Source organism: Methanocella sp. MCL-LM (assembly GCF_049676595.1).
GTDB lineage: Archaea > Halobacteriota > Methanocellia > Methanocellales > Methanocellaceae > Methanocella_A.
The window spans coordinates 270,435-288,018 of the sequence record NZ_CP187259.1; the positions used below are offsets into that span (position 1 = coordinate 270,435).

At 57.1% G+C, this 17,584-nt stretch carries 14 protein-coding genes; 8 read left to right on the forward strand and 6 right to left on the reverse strand.

The window, feature by feature from the left end; all coding sequences use genetic code 11:
• Positions 1-137: 137 nt before the first annotated feature.
• Together ACPLPM_RS01425 and ACPLPM_RS01430 are read left to right on the forward strand one after the other, a co-directional pair.
• Positions 138-557, forward strand: a complete 420-nt coding sequence (locus ACPLPM_RS01425; RefSeq protein ID WP_424358453.1) for a DUF3887 domain-containing protein — start codon at positions 138-140, stop codon at positions 555-557.
• Positions 558-574: 17 nt separating this feature from the next.
• Entirely contained in the window at positions 575-1,354 is a 780-nt protein-coding gene (locus tag ACPLPM_RS01430) for a YhfC family glutamic-type intramembrane protease (protein WP_424358454.1), read from the forward strand.
• A 96-nt stretch (positions 1,355-1,450) separates the two neighbouring features.
• Here the strand turns inward: ACPLPM_RS01430 and ACPLPM_RS01435 are convergent, their stop codons facing one another.
• Entirely contained in the window at positions 1,451-2,077 is a 627-nt protein-coding gene (locus ACPLPM_RS01435; protein WP_424358455.1) for a TetR/AcrR family transcriptional regulator, read from the reverse strand.
• A 129-nt stretch (positions 2,078-2,206) separates the two neighbouring features.
• On the opposite strand from ACPLPM_RS01435, the gene ACPLPM_RS01440 reads away from it, so the two are divergent.
• From ACPLPM_RS01440 to ACPLPM_RS01465, 6 genes are all read left to right on the forward strand, one after another.
• Positions 2,207-3,061, forward strand: a complete 855-nt coding sequence (locus ACPLPM_RS01440) for an ATP-binding cassette domain-containing protein (RefSeq protein WP_424358456.1) — start codon at positions 2,207-2,209, stop codon at positions 3,059-3,061.
• A complete protein-coding gene (locus tag ACPLPM_RS01445; RefSeq protein ID WP_424358457.1) occupies positions 3,058-3,765 on the forward strand; it encodes an ABC transporter permease in 708 nt (235 codons plus the stop codon). The genes ACPLPM_RS01440 and ACPLPM_RS01445 overlap by 4 nt, the downstream gene beginning before the upstream one ends.
• A 1-nt stretch (position 3,766) precedes the next feature.
• Positions 3,767-4,504: an ABC transporter gene (locus ACPLPM_RS01450; RefSeq protein WP_424358458.1), complete on the forward strand. Its 738-nt coding sequence runs from the start codon at positions 3,767-3,769 to the stop codon at positions 4,502-4,504.
• Positions 4,505-5,314: 810 nt separating this feature from the next.
• Positions 5,315-6,535 (forward strand): winged helix-turn-helix domain-containing protein, encoded by a 1,221-nt coding sequence (locus tag ACPLPM_RS01455; protein ID WP_424358459.1) that lies wholly within the window; start codon positions 5,315-5,317, stop codon positions 6,533-6,535.
• 147 nt (positions 6,536-6,682) lie between these two features.
• Entirely contained in the window at positions 6,683-8,353 is a 1,671-nt protein-coding gene (locus ACPLPM_RS01460; RefSeq protein ID WP_424358460.1) for a DNA topoisomerase VI subunit B, read from the forward strand.
• 2 nt (positions 8,354-8,355) lie between these two features.
• Positions 8,356-9,642 carry a DNA topoisomerase IV subunit A gene (locus tag ACPLPM_RS01465; protein WP_424358461.1) on the forward strand — a complete coding sequence of 429 codons (1,287 nt, stop codon included), beginning with the start codon at positions 8,356-8,358 and terminating at the stop codon, positions 9,640-9,642.
• 500 nt (positions 9,643-10,142) lie between these two features.
• Here the strand turns inward: ACPLPM_RS01465 and trxA (ACPLPM_RS01470) are convergent, their stop codons facing one another.
• The 5 genes from trxA (ACPLPM_RS01470) to ACPLPM_RS01490 form a co-directional block, all read right to left on the reverse strand.
• A complete protein-coding gene (gene trxA, locus ACPLPM_RS01470; protein ID WP_424358462.1) occupies positions 10,143-10,484 on the reverse strand; it encodes a thioredoxin in 342 nt (113 codons plus the stop codon).
• A gap of 73 nt (positions 10,485-10,557) precedes the next feature.
• Positions 10,558-10,893: a thioredoxin gene (gene trxA / locus ACPLPM_RS01475; RefSeq protein ID WP_424358463.1), complete on the reverse strand. Its 336-nt coding sequence runs from the start codon at positions 10,891-10,893 to the stop codon at positions 10,558-10,560.
• A gap of 133 nt (positions 10,894-11,026) precedes the next feature.
• Positions 11,027-12,940: a PAS domain-containing sensor histidine kinase gene (locus ACPLPM_RS01480; protein ID WP_424358464.1), complete on the reverse strand. Its 1,914-nt coding sequence runs from the start codon at positions 12,938-12,940 to the stop codon at positions 11,027-11,029.
• Positions 12,941-13,126: 186 nt separating this feature from the next.
• Complete coding sequence (locus tag ACPLPM_RS01485; RefSeq protein ID WP_424358465.1) at positions 13,127-14,827, reverse strand: MEDS domain-containing protein; 1,701 nt, start codon at positions 14,825-14,827, stop codon at positions 13,127-13,129.
• Positions 14,828-15,025: 198 nt separating this feature from the next.
• Positions 15,026-17,515 (reverse strand): PAS domain S-box protein, encoded by a 2,490-nt coding sequence (locus ACPLPM_RS01490; RefSeq protein WP_424358466.1) that lies wholly within the window; start codon positions 17,513-17,515, stop codon positions 15,026-15,028.
• Between the last annotated feature and the right edge of the window lie 69 nt (positions 17,516-17,584).

Below are 17,584 nucleotides of genomic sequence, written 5' to 3' on the forward strand. Positions count from 1 at the left end.
AAGCAGCTTCTTCAGCTCAGAAATTTAGGTTAATATCTGCCGGTTGATCTCCTCGCCCTATGAATGATAAGCTCAGACTTCGCTTACTCCACTACTGCTCAATACTCTTAAATATCCCCGAGTGTAAAAATCTAATTATGTCAAACCTGTTACACCTCAAGGGCATGAGCATACTCGCCATTATCCTAATCCTCATAATCTCCGGCTGCATCTTCAACCAGGCCCCGCCGCAAGAAGCTTTCGACGCCGCGAACGCTACTGCCGAGACGCTCTTCCAGTCGTTCAACACCGGCGACTACGGCCAGTTCTCGGCGAACATGAACCCCCTGCTAAAGAGAGGCATCAACGAGAGCAGCTTCGCGGACATGAGAAGTCAGATCCAGTCGAAGTACGGCAACTACACCTCGAAACCCGCTCCTCAGGGCAGTGTGATCAATGGGTATAACAACTTCTTCTACGATGCCCGGTTCGAGAAGGGCACCCTGAAGATCCGGCTCGTCATGAACAGTACTGAGCTCTCGACCGTCGACGGGCTGTGGTTCCCTAACGGCATTTAGCGGAGAGGTGTCATAGGATGATCTCGTGGCTTAACCTGCTCTCAGGCCTGGGCATGGTCACCGTAGGCGTTGGCGCCATGGTTTACTGGTACTACAAAAAGCGGATCAGCCCCGTTTACTTTATCCTGGGAGGTATCCTGTGGGCGATCGCCATCGCGATCAAGGTTGTCATGGACGTAACTGTCAGCGCTGCCCTGGCCCAGCAGGCGATGATCATCTTCGCCCCGCTCGCGGCCTCAGTCCTCCTGGGCCTGTACTATGGCCTGAGGACGGGCATCCTGGAGAGCGGCATATCTTACCTTACGGTCCGGTTTACCAAACTCTCAAAATCGGGCTTCGACGAAGCCGTCGCCCTGGGCATCGGGTTCGGAGGGACGGAGGCGGCCCTGCTGGGCTTGTTGTCGCTCATAAACACTGCAGCCCTGCTGATGATGCCCGAGCTCGTGGCGACGCTGCCTGCCTCAACCCTGGAGCAGTTCGCGCTGATCATGGTACCGGTGCCGATCATCGAGCGGCTGTTCACCCTGTTCTGCCACGTCTTCGCCACGGTGCTGCTGGTCTACGCTGCCAGGTTCCACGCGCTCATATGGCTGGCCGTATCCATCCTGTACAAAACGCTGCTGGATGGAGTGCTGCCGATATCCAGCTATCTCCTCGCGGGCATGGGCACGTACGCAAAGTACGGGATAATCGAGCTGTTCGTGATTGTAATGGGCATCATCGGCCTGGCAGGACTGCTCTGGATCAGGAAAAAGTGGCTGACCCGGGCTCCGGAAGGTAACAGGACCATCGAGTGATGTGCGGCCCCGTGTCGATATCGGGCACGGGTAGTCAAGTCAAGGGTTAAAATGACAATTATGACAAAAATGACAAAATGCAGATGAGACTGGCCCTTATTTTTTATAGCCCCACATCATCAGCGATATCTTCACCAAAAGCTCCACTATTTCCTCGTCCGAGTCGAAGGGCGTCGGGTAGATGGCGTGGTGCAGCATGATGCTCTTGACCACGTCGGACCACTTGGCCATAAAGAGACGGGGATCGCCCTTGTCCGACAGGTCCACTCCCTTGAAGCCGCCCAAAAACCGGACGAAGGCATCCAGGTTTTCCAGCCCGATCTCCTCGAACCCCTCGAAGATGCTGCGGTCCTGTAATGTGGCCACCATCAGGGCGGCGATGAAGCGCCTGTTCTCCCGGTAATACTCGACCGTCCTGCCGAAAAAGCCCCGCAGGAAGCCGGGAAAGTCGTCGAAGTCCACGCTGCCGGGCTTGCCGGCCCCCGTCATCTCGGTGACGAGGCTCATACCTATCTCCCTGATAATTTCAGGCTTGCCCCCCGGGAAGTACTTGTAGATCAGCCCTACGCTGACACCGGCTTCGCCTGCGATGTCCCGGATGGTGACGTTCTCGTAGCCGGCAGTTTCTATGAGCTGTTTACTGGCGCTGAGGATGCGGCTGATCTTATCAGCCTTGTTACGTACACGAGTTTCAACGATCATGGAGTACGGCGCCTCCGCCATCTTTTTATAGGACCTGGTGAACTTTGTTCAATAACTTTATTAATACCTTATTAACTTATCTCTTTTTGTTAGTGAACGATGCTCACTTAGGTAGTGAGCGGCGCTCACCCCCACGGAGTGTCTGTAGTTATGATTGAAGTCAAAGACCTGACATTTACCTACCCCGGCGGCAAGAAAGAGGCTGCCAGGAACATCTCCTTCGAAGTGAAGCCCGGCGAAATCTTCGGGTTCCTGGGCCCCAGCGGCGCCGGCAAGAGCACGACGCAGAAGATCCTGACGGGCCAGCTTACCGGCTACAAAGGAAAGGTGTCGGTCATGGGCAAGGACGTCAGCTCCTGGAAATCCTCGTTCTACGAGAAGATCGGCGTCTCCTTCGAGATTCCCAACCACTACCTCAAGCTGACGGCCATGGAAAACCTGAACTATTTCCGCGCGCTCTACAGCGGAGAGACCGAGGACCCCATGGAGCTGCTGAAGCTGGTCGGCCTGGAGACCGATGCCAACAATCGGGTAGCCCAGTTCTCCAAGGGCATGAAAGTGCGGCTGGGCTTCGTCCGGGCGCTGCTGAACAAACCGGATCTTTTATTTCTGGATGAGCCGACTTCGGGCCTGGACCCGGTCAACAGCCGGATCATCAGGGATTTAATCCTGAAGAAGAAGGCCGAGGGCAAGACCATCTTCCTGACCACGCACAACATGGCGCTGGCCGACGAGATCTGTGACAGGGTCGCCTTCATCGTGGACGGGGAGATCAAGCTCATCGACTCGCCCCGCCAGCTGAAGCTGCAGCACGGCAGGCGTGTGGTGAGAGTGGAATACGGTGACAACTCGCATGTAGATACGCTCGAGTTTGGCCTGAAAGGCCTGGGGGACAACACCGAGTTCCTGGCACTTCTACGCTCGAAGAGCGTCCAGACGATCCACACGGAAGAGGCGACGCTGGACGACATCTTCGTCAAGGCCACCGGAAGGAATCTGGCATGATCAACAGACTAATACCTACAATAGTGATCGACATCAAGCAGCAGTACAGGTACGGCTTCTATATAGTGGCCGCCTTTACGGTGATCGTCTTCGTCCTGATGCTCAGCCAGTTCGACCAGCACGCCTCGCTGGCCTTCATCCCGGTGTTCATCTTCATGAACATGATGCTGGGCACCTTCTACTTCGTCGCGGGCATGGTGCTGTTCGAGAAGGGCGAGGGCATCCTGCAGGGGCTCGTCGTGACACCCCTGCGGGTGGAGGAGTACCTGGGCTCCAAGGTGCTGACCCTGACAGCGCTGGCGCTGGTCGAGAATATCGTGATGGTCACGGCCATCTTCGGCACTGGTTACAACCTCCTGCTGCTGATAGCAGGCACCATCATATCCGCGATCATGTACATACTGATCGGCTTCGTGGTCGTCTCCCGCTATCGCTCCATCAGCGAGTACCTCATGCCCTCTGCACTGATCCTGGTCGCAATATTGCTGCCGATAGTAGACTACCTGAAGATCTTCGAGACACCGCTCATGTACCTGCACCCGATGCAGGCACCCCTGCTGCTCATGAAGGCCGCGTTCGTGCCCGTGGAAACGTGGCAATTCGCCTACGGGGTGCTATACTCGGCTGTTGTGATCGCCGCTGTCTTCGTCTTATCGAAGAGAGCGTTCGACAAACACATCGTCAACAAAGAAGGAGACAACTAACGTGAACTACCTCAGACTTATCCGGTCTTTCGGGGCCGGCGATCTCCTGAACGTGATCAGGGACCCGCTGCTGAAGTGGATGATAGTGGTACCATTCCTGATCGCGCTGGTCCTCAGGTACGTGGTACCCATGATTACGACCTGGGCACTCCCGTTCATCGACCTGGTGCCCTTCTACCCTATGCTGATGGGCTTGATCGTCGTGATGATCCCCATGTTTTACGGGGTCTGCATCGGGTTCCTGCTGCTCGACGAGCGGGACGAGGGCACGCTAGCCGCGTTGAAAGTCAGCCCGGTTTCTACGACGCAGTACCTCGCTTACCGGATCACGGCTCCGATGATCGTCAGCTTCGTCACGACGCTGATCGCCTACCCTATTGCAGGGCTCACCGGCATCGATCTCACGACGCTGGTCGTGGTAGCGCTGGTCGCATCCCTCGAAGGGCCCTTCTTTGCCCTGGTATTTGCGACGTTCGCGGAGAACAAGGTACAGGGGTTCGCTATCCAGAAACTGATGGGCGCTATACTGACCGTACCGCTGCTGGCTTACCTGCTGGACCCGAAGTGGGAGTTCGTCTTCTACGTCGTGCCGACCTTCTGGCCTATCAGGGCCTTCTGGGAAGGGGCGAGCGGCGGCCCGAACTTCTGGCTCTACGTGCTGGGAGCGATCGTCGTCCACATCGTCCTGATCGGCGTACTGCTGAAGCTGTTCGACCGCAAGATGCACCGGATGAGCTAACCGGGGCATCTTCTTTTTTTTCAGATATTATATATGAGCTCGTGAACGAGGACGATCGCTGCGCTGTGACCGACTGGAATCAGCCCCTTGCATACAGGATCACAGATTGATTCGGTCATGAAAAGGGCGTTTTCAAGTAAAGCCCGTGAAAAAAACTTCGAGAGGTCGGAGAGTTCCCGGGAGTATGAGAGGATTTTCAAACTGGGAGGTCAGAGAGAATAGAGAGATCGGAGAGGAGGTCAGAGAGAATGGAAAGGTTAGAGAGGATAATGTTCTTATGGTGATTCCCGGTTTCTCTGAGGGTCAGGTACCGTTTACACGAAGTACACAAGGTACGCGAAGTACTCGAAGTTTTACTAAAAATTGGCTTGCAGTCAGCCGTTTTATCGTACTTCGTGTACTTCGTGTACTTCGTGTACTTCGTGTAAATGGTACGGGCACTCCATAACAGGCTTCAGGAATTACCATTGATTTAATCCTCCCCGGCCTCCTCACTTACCCTCTCAGCACCCCCACACACGAATTTTTCATGGAATACAGATTGCACGGATTACACAGATGGCTATTGGATGTAAATGATGGAAAAGTAATCGTCTTTTCTCATCGATTGTATCTGTGCAATCTGTGTTAATCGGTCGTAATCTGTGTTTCTGGCACAGCGCAGCGATCGTATTGATGTCTTGCACTACCTGAGCAACTTTAGATATTACTTTCATCAGGCATACATCACCCTTAATAGCCGGGCTGCCGGAGAATTCTGACAGGCTACTATTTGTAAAATGGAACGCCCAAACTTTTTGAGGTGGCAGGATGGAAAGGCTGACGATCACCAGGCAGCAGGCCCGGAGCTTTATGCTCGCCCACCAGGGCCTGTGGCCGCCCGGAGGACTGGAAGGCAAGGCAGGTGTTGCGGAGTACATCAGGCGGGTCAACTGCATCCAGTTCGATCCGTTAAACATCGCCGGCCCGAACCACGAGCTGGTGCTCCAGGCCCGGGTGAAGGACTTCCGGTCTTCGATGCTGCAGGAGCTGCTTTACCAGGACCGCACTTTGATCGACGGGTGGGATAAGAACATGTGCATCTATCCTGTGGAGGACTGGCCTTACTTCCGGCGCACCCGGGAGAGGGCGAAGAAGAAGCTGGGAGGCCAGTCCCACCCGATAAGCCCTTACCTGGACCCCGTCAGAAGGGAGATCGAGGAAAAAGGGCCGCTGACCTCTGCCGATCTGGCTTTCGACGACAAGATCGACTGGCCGTGGGGCCCCACCCGGGTCTCCAGAGCGGCGCTGGAGAGCATGTACTTCTGGGGAGAGCTTGTCGTCCACCACAAAGTCGGCACCCGCAGAGTCTACGACTTCGCCTGCCGCCATCTTCCCGATGCCTTACTTAATGCTCCCGACAGGAACAGGACAGATAAGCAATACTACGACTGGTACGTCCACCGGCGGATAGGCAGTATCGGGCTGCTCTGGAACAGGGCGGGGGACGCGTGGCTGGGCATCTCCGGCATCAAGAGCAAGGACAGGAACGATGCGATTGAGCGGCTGCTCCGGCAGGAAATGATCGTCCAGATCGGCGTCGAGGATATCAGCCACCCGTTCTACGCCAGAAGCGAGGACCTGGCCTGTCTGGAGAAGGTGCTGAGGCAGCGGCGGAGCCCGCAGGCCCGGGCATCGGTGCTGGCGCCGCTGGACAACCTGATCTGGGACCGCAAGCTCGTTAAGGAGTTATTCGGCTTCGACTACCTGTGGGAAGTGTACAAGCCCGTCGCCGAAAGGCGATATGGTTACTACGTGCTTCCGGTGCTGTACGGCGAACGTTTCGTGGCCCGGTTCGAGCCGGGCAGGGGCGAGGACGGAGCCCTGCTGATCAAGAACTGGTGGTGGGAACCTGAGATCGAACAAACAGAGGAGCTGCGGTCTGGCCTGCTTGCCTGCTTCTGCCAGTTCTCCGACTACCTGGGCGCAGGGCGGGTCACGGCCGATAAGAAGGTTTCAAGGAGAGAGAAGCTGGGCTGGCTCGCGGTGTAGAAATCTGGCAGCCGCCTGCACTCGTATAGAGCACTCTGGCTGATGAAAGTATTTATCCGGGCGCCGTTTAGTAAAATGAGCAATAATACTTTCAGAACGCTCTATCGAAGTGATATTAACCCTCCGGGGTAGAAAATTCCCGTATATATGGCACCCAAAAACTCCAAGACAGCAAAAGAGCTTGCAAAGGAAATGAAGGAGATCTCCTTCAGCGAGTTCATCGCCACTAACCCTCATTTAGTCGGCTTCGAGAGCTCGGTGAAGATGATCCCCATGTCCATCCACGAGATTCTCACCAATTCATTAGACGCATGCGAATCGGCAGGCGTATTACCGGAGGTCTGGATAGACCTGAAAAGCCTGGACGACAAGGGCCGGCTCAAGCGGTACAAACTGACAGTTCGGGACAACGGGCCCGGCATCCTCCCGAAAAACGTCCCGTTAGTATTCGGGAAACTGCTGTACGGCAGCAAGTTCGGCGTCCGCCGGCAGTCCAGGGGCCAGCAAGGCATCGGCGTATCTGCCGTAGTCCTCATTTCTCAGATCAAGACGGGAGAGCACGCCATTATAAAGACGTCGACCAACGGCAGGAAAGCCCACGTCTTCGAGCTCTCCGTGGACGTCGACCGGAATTCGGCGAAGGTGCACGATTCCCGGGAAGAGAAGGCCGAAGGCTGGAAGGGCGTCGAGATATCCGTGATTCTCGAAGCCCAGTTCTCCGCCCGCATCATGGAGTACATCGAGCTGACGGCGGCCATCAATCCTCACCTTAGCCTGCACTACGATGGCGTAAGCGAGACTGACCGGCTGGAAGTGCCCCGGCGCACAGAGGAGATGCCGGCCATCCCGGTGGAGACGAAGCCTCACCCTTCGGGCGCGGACTACGACCTGCTCAAGCGGCTCGCTTCCCGGACGAAGTACAACGGGCTGACCGACTTCCTGAAGGGCGAGTTCGACCGGGTAAGGCTGGATGTGGTGAAGCAGATCACCGGCCACTGCAAGGACCGGGTGGACGTGAAGAAGCGGCCTGCGGATCTCTCGAAAGAGGAGCTGATGGCGCTGGCCGACGCCATGTGTACAGTGCAGACCTTGCCCCCTTCGACCGAGTGCCTGTCACCCGTAGGAGAATCAACGCTGGTGCAGGGCGTGGTGAGCCGGCTCAACCCCGCGTTTATCGAAGCGGTCACCCGTAAACCGAGAGCGATGAGAGGCCAGCCCTTTCTGGTGGAGGTAATTATCGCCTACGGCTGCGGAGCCGAGTTCGGGGGCACGGGCGAGTCCTCCATCGATCCGGTGACGGGGGTATACATTCACCGGTTCGTCAACCGGGTGCCGCTCCTGTTCTCCGAGTCGGGCGACGTGACGCTGAAGGCGGCGAGAGATGCGGGGCTGGCCCGGTACGAGATCGCCCCGGAGACTCGCAGCCACCTGTTCGTCCACGTGGCCGGCGTGAACATCCCCTACACGAGCGAGAGCAAGGAAGCGATCAAGTTCGTAGACGAGTACTACGAAGAAATCCGCCTCGCGATCCAGGAGTGCGGTCGGAAGATTTCGAGGCACATCCGCCGGATCAAGAAGTCCGAGGAAGAGGCGGTCAAAGGCAAGCGCAAGGCGATCATCCACTCTCTGCTCCTGAGGCAGATCAACCGGTACGCGGGGACGAAGGTCGCGGGAGCGGAGTACGCCGCAGCCTTCGGCTTCGACCAGTGCGTTTCCGAGGTAGAGGACGAGTATGAGCTGGACGTCTTCCGGGAAGAGAAGCCGGAGAGGCGGGCGCATGAGACGCGGCGGGCGGCGGCAGCGGCGGGAGGTGACTGAACATGGCTCCCCGAATGAAGAAAGATAAGCTCTACGAGGCGATCGAGGACGGCGCGATGGCCGACGAGTTCGAGACCGTCTACGAAGTCGCCTGCGCTGCGAAGCGCCAGGACTTCGTGAAGATGCTCTCCCCCCGGGTCAGCGACGGTTCCACGATGGCCATGGCCCACGACATCCTGAAAGACCGGCGGCTCACGAAGGACCAGGAGCAGTCCATCATGGTGCTATCCGCCTACTGTCTCGGCGCCATGATCCGGGTGGAGAACGCGCTGCCCTACACGTTCAAGGCGCTCAAAGTGGACAGGGCATCGGTCGAGTACGACGACGTGGACGGGTACAGCACCTCGGGCGACACGCTCTCCATGACCACCTCCAACATCGACCAGGCGGCCTCGCTGGCAAAGCTGCAGTTCCTGGTCAACCACATCATCGAGACCATCGTGGCCAACTCCGTTTCCACAAAGAGGGACTGCTACTACATGCTCAAGAACCAGTTCCAGAAGTACCCGTGGATGGACATTGCAGGGCAGGGCGAAAGCGATCGGCTGATCGATACGCTGGAGCGTATCATCCGCCTGCATCGTGAAAACCTGAACATCATCGCCGACCCAAAGGGATTAATCTACGGTGACATCACCATCGTGGACGAGGAGGGCACCGAGTTCACCTGCGGCGAGCGAGAGCAGAGCATCACCGGGTTCGCAGGCCAATGGGAGATCAAGAAGTACGGCGTCAAGGCGGTCATACCGATCGAGAAGACCGGTGTGTTCATGGACCTGAAAAAGCTGAAGGTCGCCGACGAACTAAACATCGGGCTCATCCACCTCGGCGGCCAGCCGGCCAGAGGCTGCAGAGCGCTGATCAAGCTGCTGTCAGAAAAGGGCATCCCCATCGGCGTCCTCACTGACTTTTCCCCGTGGTCCGGCATGATCGCCAAGTCCGTCATGAGCGGCAGCATCAACGCCGCCCACCTGTCCGGCCTCCACGCCTCCAAAGCCGCCTTCCTCGGCATCGAGTCCGCCGACGTCAACACCTGGCTCAAGGACGTGTGGAAGAGCGTCCAGGAACCTCTGAGCAAGAACGACCTGCTGAGAGCGCAGAACAACCTGTCCCTCCCGTACATGCAGGACGACTACTGGAAAGGTGAAAACGACTGGTTCGTCAAGCACGCCAGAAAGACTGAGCTGGAAGCGTTAGGCACGGCCGCGGGGTCTCCGCTGAAGAAGAAGGAGTTCTACAAGAGCTACCTCCGCGCGAAGCTGCGGGAGAAGCTGAAAGTCCGGGTTTGAGTGGAGAGATAAACCACGGCGGCACGGCGACACAGCGACTATTCGAGAAACGATGGCAGGATGGTTATTTGAACCACGACGGCACGGCGACACAGAGACAACTGAGTACCGTAAAACAATATCTCTTTTTTAGTCCACGGCGGCACGGAGACAGTGTATTGATCAGTATGGTTACCGGTCTATCGATTAAGCATGACCTGCCAGAATATAGTAGTATTATCCGTTAATCCAGGTTTCCAGTCCGTTACTGCGGGAGGCTTGTCTCCGTGTAGTCAGCCCGCCGTGCCGCCGTGGATCTAAAAAATGAGCGATCGTATTCCAGTACGCATTGTCTCTGTGCCGCTGTGTCGCCGTGGTTCCAGTCTCCAATCGGTTGTACTGATACGCATTGTCTCCGTGTCGTTGTGCCGCCGTGGTTCCAGTCTCGGATTTCCGGTCGCCAGGACAAGGAGCAGTGTCGCCGTGGTATTTTTAGCGCAAGTAAAGAAGAAAAAGTGTTTTTACTGGTTTTCCAGCAGGGGCTTGAGTCTGCCCTCGATGTACTGCCTGGGAACAGCGCCGACGATGGTGTCGGCCTGCTTGCCTTTGGCGAAGATGAGCAGGGTCGGGATGCTGAAGATCTTGAACTGCTGGACGACTTTGGTACTCTCGTCGGTGTTGAGCTTGTAGAACTTGACTTTGCCTTCGTATTCCTTGGCCAGCGTCTCGATAGTGGGCGCTAGCATTCTGCACGGGCCGCACCATGGTGCCCAGCAATCGATGACTGTAACGGAGCCCGACTTGATCGCGTCGTCGAAGGTGGCGTCGGTGAGGTCGGTTACGAATTGTGAAGTCTCTGCCATAATATGGTTACCCCTAGGATATAGGCTCTTAAGGCTTAAATGGTTTCGGGCAGGGCGGCTGCTGCAGTGTCACTTACTTGAGGAGAGGCTCAAGTTTGCCCTCGATGTACTGGCGGGGCACCGCGCCGATGATGGTGTCGGCCAGCTTGCCGTCCGCGAAGATGAAGAGCGTGGGGATGCTCCTGATGCGGAACTGGGAGGCTACCTGGGGGTTGTCGTCAGTGTTGAGCTTGTAGAACTTGACCCGGCCGTCGTAGTCTTTGGCGAGACCCTCGATGGTGGGCGCCAGGATCCTGCAAGGTCCGCACCAGGGGGCCCAGCAATCCACGACGACCACCCGGCTGCTCTTGATAGCGCTGTCAAAGCTGGCATCACTGGTATCCATTACTAGCTGCGACGTCTCCGCCATGAAAATGACTCCTATATCATATGCAGGACGACGCTTTTATTTATAGAATTGGCGTGGTAAACGCGCTCGGCGGGGGCCAGTAGGGCGTGGGCCATATTCCGGCGGAAAGTACATGGTGGCGCTTGTTGCCGGGCTATTGCTCTGCTGCGGGCAGCATGACCACGAATCTCGAGCCCCGGGTATGATCGCCCGGCACCCGGTCTTCGACCCACACCCGGCCGGCGTAGCTCTCGACCAGCGACTTCACCAGGTACAGGCCGAGGCCTTTGCCACCAGCCCTGGTGGCGCCCTGGCGGAGCCGGTCGAAAATCCGGTCCTTCAGCTCGTCGGGTATGCCGGGCCCGTTGTCCTCGACGGTGATCCGGCAGTACTTTTTTCCACGTTCTACCGTCTCCTCGGACCTGATGCTTACGGTCGGGCTGCCTTTCTCGGCCGAGTGCTTGATCGCGTTGCCCACGAGGTTGGAGAAGACGTCGAACAGCAGTCCGTTTGCCATCACTGCGCAGCCGTAAGCAGGAGCATAGTCGATCTTCTCTCCGCCCTTAGTGCTGGTGTAATAGGACTTTACCTCATCGATCACCTGTCCGACGGCTATCTTCTGGGTGCGCATCTCACCCGATCTGACCTGCTGGAGCTTCCGGACGTTCTGGATGAGGCGGGTGCTGCCTTCCAGGGACTCCATGGATTTCGCCAGAAGCTCCTTCTCCCGCCCATCCAGCCGGGGGGAGTCGAGGAGCATTTCCAGGAAGCCTATGCCGATCTGGTTCAGGTTGTTGATGTCGTGGCTCATCAGGTCGAGGTACAGCTCAGCCCTCGATTTCTCGTCCTCCAGGGCCAGGGCTATCTTTTTTCTCTCGGTGATGTCCCGGACGTGTTCGATGACGCCTGTGACGTTCCCCCTGTCGTCGAACAGGGGGAACGAATAAACCTCGAGCCAGCCCACTTGATTGCCGTGCTTATCCGGAAGAGGCAGAATATTGCTCTGCATGGTTTTCAGCCTCATCGCCCTGAGGCTGGGGCAGACTTCACAGGGCTTGTTCTGCATATGGTAAGCGTAGTAGCACATTTTTCCTTCCAGAGGCCTCATGAAGTAGTGCCACTCTTCCATGATACGGTTCACCCGGACTATCTTCAGGTCCTTGTCCAGGATGCTGATGCCATCCTGGAAGCTGTCGAAGATGCGGCTCAAAAACTGCTCGTTCTTACGCAGGGCCTCCTCAGCCTCCTTTCTCTCGGTCACGTCCCTGTTGACGCCCCGGTATCCGGTCAGGATACCACCGGGGCCCAGGATAGGCTCTCCGTTAGTCTCCAGGCAGATGACTCTGCCATCCTTCCTCCGCACCCGGTAGTCGAGCAGCATCAGGGGCTTGCGGCCCTGGATGGCCAGGGTCAGTGCCTCTCTGGTCCGGGGGATATCCTCGGGGCAGATGAAGTCAAAGGGCTTTTTACCGACGACCTCTGCAGGGGCATACCCCATGATGTCCAGGGTTTTAGGGCTGGCGTAGGTACAGGTAAACTGCAGATCCGTTTCCCAGACCATGTCGTTGATGTTCTCTACCAGGCTGCGGTATCGCTCCTCGCTTTCCCGCAGGGCATCCTCGATTTTCTTCCTCCCGGAGATGTCCCGGCTGAAGGAGATGATGTACTCCTGGTCGCCGTATTTTTGATAATGGGCGGTGACCTCCACAGGGATTCTGCGGCCGGTTTTCGTAATATGCCCGGATTCAAAGGTGAGAGCTTTACACTCTTTTATGGACCGGATAAAAGCGGCGAAGCGCCCGCGGGGGTAGTTGGGATCGATGTCCGGCACCGACATGACCAGCAACTCGTCCCGGGTATAGCCCAGCATTGCGCACGTCGCGTCGTTTACGTAGAGAATGCGGGAGTTCATGTCGGTCCAGATGGCCGACTCTGGGAAGTGGTCCACGGAGTACTGGGTCAGGCGAAGCCTCTCTTCCTGATCGACACGCTTATCCGGGACTGAGCCGGAAATTTTTCCAGGCTTCGGCCCCAGCTTAGGTTTCACTGTATAAGTAGGCCGGGACATAACACATTCGATCTTGCCTTGGTCATATCTGATGTGTATAAATATTATAATTGATATTAAATGTAATATCCTCTAGTTGATATACTTGAGCTTGGCACCTGTCCTGCCTGTCAGCCGGTATGTACCATCCGACTTCCGCTCCTGCTGGACTGCCTGGCGTATCCTGCCGCAGGGATGGCTGGCCTGCTACAGCGCTTCGTCGATCGCCGGCAGGTACACCGAGAACCGGGTGCCCTTCCCGTAGTCTCCCGGAACCCGGTTCTCCACTTCTACGCGGCCGCCGAAGCCTTCCACCAGGCTCCTGACGAGGTAAAGGCCCAGCCCTGTGCCTTTCGCTTTAGTTTGGCCGCGCTTGAAGCGCTGGAACACTTCTTCCTTCTTCTCGTCGGGAATACCCTTACCATTATCCTCTATTGCCACCCGGTAGTAACAGGGGCCGTTCGAGACGACCCGGCGCACGTCCACGGCGATATCCAGCGGGCCGGCGGAATGCTTCACCGCGTTGTCCAGCAGGTTCATGAACACGTCCTTCAGCAGCAGGTTAGCCTGCACCAGGCTGCCCTCGCACCCGGAAAAAGTTATGGCGATATCCCTGCCGGGCAGGCCCGAATACATCTTCAGGACCTCCGGGAGGACCACGCCGAGGTCAACCGGCTCCAGGGCGTACTCGCCCGAATTGAGCTTCTGCAGCTTCCTGACGTTGTCGATGAGCCTCGCGGCTTTCTCCAGAGTCGCCGCCAGGGAGTCTAGAACTTCCCTGTCTCGGCCCTCGAGCTTTCCTTTGTGTTCCAGGGTCTCCCCGGCCAGCTCCAGCTGCATCATCATAATCTGGTGCATGTTGCTGATGTCGTGGCCCATCAGGTCCAGGTATAGCTCGGCCTGAAGCTTGGCTTCTTCCAGCTCCTTTTCAGCCCTCTTGCGCTCGGTGATGGGCCTGGTGGTGATCACGATGCCATCCACCCCCGGGACGCCGATCATGTTCGAGCCGGTCGATTCGACGTCCAGGTACTCGCCGTCGGCTTTCAGGATCCTGAACTCCGTAGGGGTCCCGGGGTTGGTCCCCGCGTAAATACTACTCAGGCTGCTCCGCACCAGCTCCAGGTCGTCGGGGTGGATGAAGTCCATGGGCGACCTGCCCAGCAGAGAGCCTGAAGGGTAGCCCAGGATCCGCTCCGACGACGGAGAATCGTAGATTATGCGGCCTTCCCTGTCCAGGATCCGGATGATGTCGGACGAGTTCTGGATCAGCGACCGGAATCTGACTTCGCTCTCCCGGAGGGCTCTCCTCGCTTCCGCCTGCTCCTTGCTCTCGATAACCTTCCACCCGCCTTCCTGCCGGCTCAGTGCAAACTGATGGGTGCTGACCACGTCCAGAATATCGTAGGCGCCGCACCGGTCCAGGGAATAAGTGCAGAGAGCGATCATGCTGTGCTGGCCGACGGTGTCGTTCACATCCTGCTCGTAGTCGAGAAAGTCCTTCCAGTCTGCCTTTTCCAGCCAGAACGTGTTACCCGTCAGCCTCAGCCCGCTGAAACCTCTGGCCAGGGCCGCCTTGAGCTTATCTACCCAGCCGTTGAGCACCCTCTTCGAATTGAAGACGCCGTCGATCACGTACCATTGATCGTAAGGCAGGATCTCGATCTGCCCCCGCTCCAGGTATGTCGCGAAGTCAGGCACAGCCTCGGCCATCCGGGCCCTGGCCTCGCCGGCCTCGAAAGGCTCGGAAGTGACCCACATGCAGAATTCGTTGTTCTCCAGGCCGGCCTTAACATAAGGGATGATGACGTCGATCAAATCTTGCTTAGTCTGGTAGAACAGGCAGAAATGCGTACCCCAGGGTACCGGCCCCAACACGTCGATGCCTGATTCCCGGATACCAGCGGTCATGATTGCACGCTCAATGAGATGATGAACCTTCTAACTTATATTATATAATTTTTCTCAAGATAGCATATATCCTGCCACGGATATTCCCCCGGGAACTGACAGGCAGATGGTGAGCCATTTTCGCAGTGAAGAGCTTCTGCAGCATCGCTAACTTGAAGGGACCCGCGTGGACGGAGCCTGAAAGCACGATAGATCGATTTAGGATAGCCGGGGTAAGTATACGATGAATTTACTTCCCCGGGCATACTCGCCGGGGACCCGGTCTTCGACAGCGACTGACCCCCCGAACCGCTCGACCAGCATTTTTACGATGTACAGCCCGAGCCCCTTCCCGTGAGCCTTGGTAGTCCCGCGCTGGAACCTCCTGAACAGCTTCGTCTTCACCTGGTCCTGGATGCCGTAGCCGTTGTCCGTGATCGTCGTCCGGTAATACCTGATGCCTGCTCTTTCCACCTCGTCGATCGTGATCTCGATCCTCACCTCAGCCCCCGAGTATTTAATCGAGTTGTTGATGAGGTTGCAGAAGACTTCCTTGAGGAGAGGGGCGCCTGTCACGATTTTCTCCCCGGGGGAAGCGAACTCAATTCTGACAGTTTTGCCGGCGGGCCTCGGGGCTTCCTCGATACATTTAGAGATCATGCCAGCGATATCAACAGGCTCAGGGTGAAGCTCGCCCGAAGCGATCTTCTGGATTTTCCGCACGTTCTCGATGAGGTTGATACTACCGTAAATGGCAGTCTGAATGTTGTTGACCATCTCCCGCTCGTCGTCTGTGAGGGTTTCCTCTAACTGCAGGATTTCCAGATTCATCAGCGCGATCTGGTTCAGGTTGTTGATGTCGTGGGCCATGATGTCCACGTACAGGTCCGACTGGCCCTTGGCATCGGCGAGAGCTTTCTGAGACCGTTTACGCTCGGTAATATCCCGGCCGTAGGCACAAACCAGCTCCAGGTCATCGAACCGCAGGTAGCTCGCGGCCACCTCGATCGGGAAAATTCTGCCGTCCCGGGCCCTGTTCTCGGTTTCGTACGACAGGGAGCCCTTCTCCTTGATCGCGTCCCAGCGGACCTGCCAGCCATCCGCTCCGTACGCGGGATTGATGTCCTGCATGGTCATCGAGCGCAGCTCTTCACAGCTGTACCCGTATTGTCTGCAGGCCGACTGGTTGGCGTAGAAGATACGCCCGTCCTCCTGGATAAAGAAGATCATATCGGTGGCGTGATCGAGGGAGAACCTCGCCAGCCTGAGCTCCTTCTCCCTCTCCACCCGATCGGTGACGTCTCTGACTATGGCCACCAGCACCGGCTTATTTCGGATGCTCGCGCCTGCCGAGCTGACTTCGGCGAGGAATATGCTGCCGTCCTTCCTGACCACGGAGGTCTGGTAGAAACAGCCCTCGTCATAGCACTTCCTGAGCATTTCCGGCGCGCCGGACCGATCATCGGGTAAGCGGAAATCTGACACAGTTTTGGTCAGCAGCTCGTCTTTGGTATAGCCATATAACTCGCATGCTGCCTTATTAGCGTCAAGAACCCTGCCGGTGATATTCGTGAAAAGGATCGCGTCTCTGGCCCGCTGGAAGATCAGCTGGTACTTCCGGGAGATCTCCACGGTCCGTTCGAGCTCTGTAGTTCGCTCCAGGTCGTCCATCATGGAGTTGAACGTCCTGGACAGGTCCCCGATCTCGTCCTTGCGATCGGTCCTGGCCCGCTCGTGGAGGCTGCCGGCGGAAACCCTGCGCATGGTGTCGGACAGTTCGACGATTGGCGCGGTGAGGTAGCTCGAGACAAAGTAGCTGACCACGATTATCGGCAGGGACAAACTCAGCAGCAGCGCAAGTATCTCGAGAATTCGCCGGAAGATCTGCTCGTATACCACGGTCAAGGGAGTGGTCACGACGGAGCCCCACCCGGACAGGGGCACGGGAGAAAAGCCGACGATTCTGTACTGCCCGTCGTACGTCTCGCTGGTTTCCATCAAGCCCTCCGTGCCGTTTATCACCTTCCTGACGGGAGTGGCAAAGGAAAAGTCGGAGTTCTTCTCGACGTAAGTCCTCTCGTCGTGAGAAACGACCACGCCCCCGCTGTCCACTACCAGGATATTCCGGTCAGGGCTGGTCTGCCGCTGCTGTATCTCCCTGTCGAGCCGCCGGGGATCGACCGACGCGACAATATACCCGACTACGGAGCCCCGGTCGATCACGGGGACAGAAACTGAAAAAACGTAGTCCCTGAGGCTTTCGCTGTAATAGAGCCCGGTGACGAACGTGCCGTTTTGTTGCCTCGCCAGATCGTACCAGCCAGAGTGGATAAACCCGGTAGTGTTAGCACCTTTAGAGTGATATAGCACGTTGGCATTCGTATCCAGGATGACCGCGACGTCGAGATCTGGTATGGTCGACGCCATGTTGTCCCCGATGGCCTTTAACCTCCCGGTATCGTTACGCCTGACCGCGTCGATCGTATCCGGATTGCCTGCAGTGACTCTTTCCGCGATCACTATGTTGTTCATAAATACGTCGACGTACCCCGATATTGTCCGGGCGTCCTCCAGGTTGGACTGGCGGATATCCGTCTTCATCGACGTGTACGTGGAGTAAACCCACAAGCCGCCGACCACCAGCACGATCAGCACCCCGAGTGACAGCAGTATTATGGCCGTCCGGGTGCGGATGGAATTGAGACGCATCAATAAATAAAATTTCGAGTGGAAATTTATAACATGATACGACAATTACCGGTCGGGAACTGCCTTTGG